The 3,100-nt window shown below is 50.9% G+C and carries 3 protein-coding genes; 1 reads left to right on the forward strand and 2 read right to left on the reverse strand.

Translation table 11 applies throughout. The features are described 5' to 3' along the window. Positions 1-569, forward strand: a 569-nt coding sequence (locus GF404_07560; GenBank protein ID MBD3382036.1) for a 4-alpha-glucanotransferase, incomplete at its 5' end; no start/stop codon positions are given. A 158-nt stretch (positions 570-727) separates the two neighbouring features. Here GF404_07560 and GF404_07565 read toward each other — a convergent pair. After that, entirely contained in the window at positions 728-1,279 is a 552-nt protein-coding gene (locus GF404_07565) for a hypothetical protein (GenBank protein ID MBD3382037.1), read from the reverse strand. Positions 1,280-1,543: 264 nt separating this feature from the next. After that, positions 1,544-3,100: glutamine--tRNA ligase/YqeY domain fusion protein (locus GF404_07570; protein ID MBD3382038.1), on the reverse strand; the 1,557-nt coding region annotated here is incomplete at its 5' end.

Here is a 3,100-nt window from a genome sequence, read left to right on the forward strand (position 1 = left end):
AGGAAACCGCGATCAATGGGAAATGGGTCAAGGTGCCGGTCAGGGACTTTTTCGACACTATCATGAAGCATTTCTTCCTGCCTCCGATCATCGCCGAAGACCTCGGCATGATCACCGCAGATGTACGCGAAATTTTGAAAATGTACGCTTTTCCGGGGATGAAAGTGATGATCTTCAGTTTCGGGGCCGATGATCCGGCTCATCCGTATTTGCCCCATAATTACGAAGAGAACTATGTCGCCTATACCGCCACTCACGACAACAATACTGTACGAGGGTGGTTCGACGAAGAGGCTGACGACGAAACCCGTGCGCGCTTCTTCCGCTATCTCGGACGCGAAGTCGAAGCGGAACAGGTTCACTGGGAGATGATCCGGCTGGTGATGATGTCCCGGGCGGGGCTGGCGATGTTTCCGATGCAGGATTTGCTCGGATTAGGTTCCGGCTCGCGCACGAATCGTCCTTCGTTTGGTGACGGTAACTGGCGCTGGCGAATTCTTCAGGACCAGATCAACGATAATATCACTACCAAACTGGCCGAAATGACACGCCTTTATGGCCGGATCTGATACAAAAAAACGTCGGCTCAGAATTCATGACCTGGTGTCATAAACCAGAACCGACGTTTATGCTTATTCTTACTGCCTGAAATTCTGTCCGTCGGGCAGTTTTACTTCAATTTCTTCTAATGCCCGAAAGCCGGATATTTTACAGGCAGTTTAAACTATTACTTCTTTTTTTCCTGGCTCGGAAGATCGTGAATGCCCTTGGCTTTCATCTTCTCGAAATCGAATTTTTCCGGCATATCGGCATGGAATTTTTCCGGAGCCTTGCTCTTGTCATGACAGCTCGTGCAGGATTCCTCATCCGGAATGATCAGGCCGTTTTTGATGGCCAGTTCACGATTTTTCATGATTTTCATGCCTTTATAATCGGAACCGGGACCGTGGCAGGCCTCGCACTGCACATGCGGAAGGAAATCACCTTTGGCGGTAACGCCGGTGGCATGACAGCTCTTGCAGGCCTCTTTCTTTTCATCGGCCAGTTTCAGCGTATCGACATTTTCCCAGGCGTTGGCATGCAGGGTTTTCTCCCATGACGGCGCGGTGCCGTCCTTTTTGTGGCACATACTGCACTTTTTTGCGCCGATATAGTCATGAGCCGGTTTTTCCTCTTTCTTTTCCGCTTTCTCTGCCTTTTTATCATCGGCCAGAGCTAGCGTAAACACACCCATCGCGAACAGGCATGCGGTCAGGATAATCACCAGTTTTTTAAACATCTCTCCTCCAGTTTCTATCAACAGTTAACTTATTTCCGTGGTCTCATATTCGCAATACAGATTGCACTACACCCCCGAGAACCGCTACTTATTATACACAATTACATACGAAAGATCAAACCTTCTCTCTAAAAAAATATCGTAACTGTATGGATGCAAAAAGATTACAATATCGCCCCTTAATAACATGTTGTCACTGGACGAGTGTTTAAAAAAGGCAGAGGAGTTGACCCTGCCTGTCTAACCGTAATGATTATAGTCGTCTTATTTCTTCTTCGCCTGTTTCTGGATTTTGGCCCAGGTATCCCGCAGACCGACTGTGCGGTTGAATACCAGGGCGTCCGGTTTGGAATCTTTCGAGTCCACACAGAAGTAACCGTTGCGCAAAAACTGGTAATATTGACCCGCTTTAGCCTCGGCCAGGGCCGGTTCGACCTTGCACTTCTTCAATACCTCCAGAGATTCCGGGTTGATGTAATCGATGAAGTTCCTGCCCTTTTCGACCTCCATCGGATTCTCCCTGGTAAACAGCTTGTCGTAGAGCCGTACCTCGGCGTCGTGAGCATGCTCTGCCGACACCCAGTGCAGTGTCCCCTTGACCTTGCGTCCGTCGGGAGCGGATCCCCCGCGTGATTCCGGGTCGTAAGTGCAATGCAGTTCATTGATCTCGCCGGTGGCCGGATCGCGCATAACATCGGTGCAGGTGATAAAATAAGCGTGTTTGAGGCGTACCTCTCTTCCCGGCGCCAGGCGGAAGAACTTTTTGGGCGGATCTTCCATAAAATCGGAGCGTTCGATATAGATCTCGCGCGAGAACGGCATCATGCGTGTCCCGGCCGACTCATCCTCGGGGTTGTTGATCGCCTCGAACTCTTCCAGTTTGTCTTCGGGATAGTTGGTGATGACGACCTTGACCGGATCTAAAACAGCCATCATACGAGTCGCCCGTTCGTTGAGGTCATCGCGCAGAACATGCTCCAGAAGCGCCAGGTCGACCAAGCTGGGCCGCTTGGCGACTCCCACCCGGTCGGCAAACTTGCGGATTGCCTCGGGAGAATAACCGCGTCGCCTGAGACCGGAGATAGTCGGCATACGGGGATCATCCCAGCTCTCGACATAGCCCTCCTCGACCATCATCCGCAACCTGCGTTTGCTCAGCACAGTATAGGTGATATTCAGCGGGGCGAACTCGATCTGCTGGGAATGGAAAACGCCCAGTGTTTCCAGAAACCAGTCGTAGAGCGGACGATGATCCTCGAACTCGAGGGTACAGATCGAATGGGTGATCCGTTCCAGCGAATCGGACAGGCAGTGGGTGAAATCGTACATCGGGTAGATACACCATTTGTCTTTGCTTCTGTGATGGCTGGCGTGCTTAATCCGGTAGATAGTGGGATCGCGCATATTCATGTTGCCGGAGGCCATATCGATTTTTGCCCTGAGCACTTTCTCGCCGTCTTTGAATTCACCCGCTCTCATCTTCTCGAACAGTTCCAGGTTTTCCTCGCTCGAGCGATCGCGCCAGGGGCTCTCTTTTCCCGGTTCCTTGAGGGTACCGCGGTACTCGCGGATTTCTTCCGGACTCAAATCGTCGACATAGGCTTTGCCCATTTTTATCAGTTCGATTGCGTATTCATAGAGTTGATCGAAATAATCGGAAGCAAAAAACAGCCGGTCCTCCCAGTCAGCTCCCAGCCAGTGAACATCCTCCTTGATCGAGTCAACATATTCGACCTCTTCTTTGGCCGGGTTGGTGTCATCGAAACGGAGATTGAACTTGCCTCTGTAATCTTCGGCAATACCATAGTTCAGGCAAATCGA

Source organism: Candidatus Zixiibacteriota bacterium (assembly GCA_014728145.1).
In the GTDB taxonomy this organism is placed as follows: Bacteria; Zixibacteria; MSB-5A5; order JAABVY01; family JAABVY01; genus WJMC01.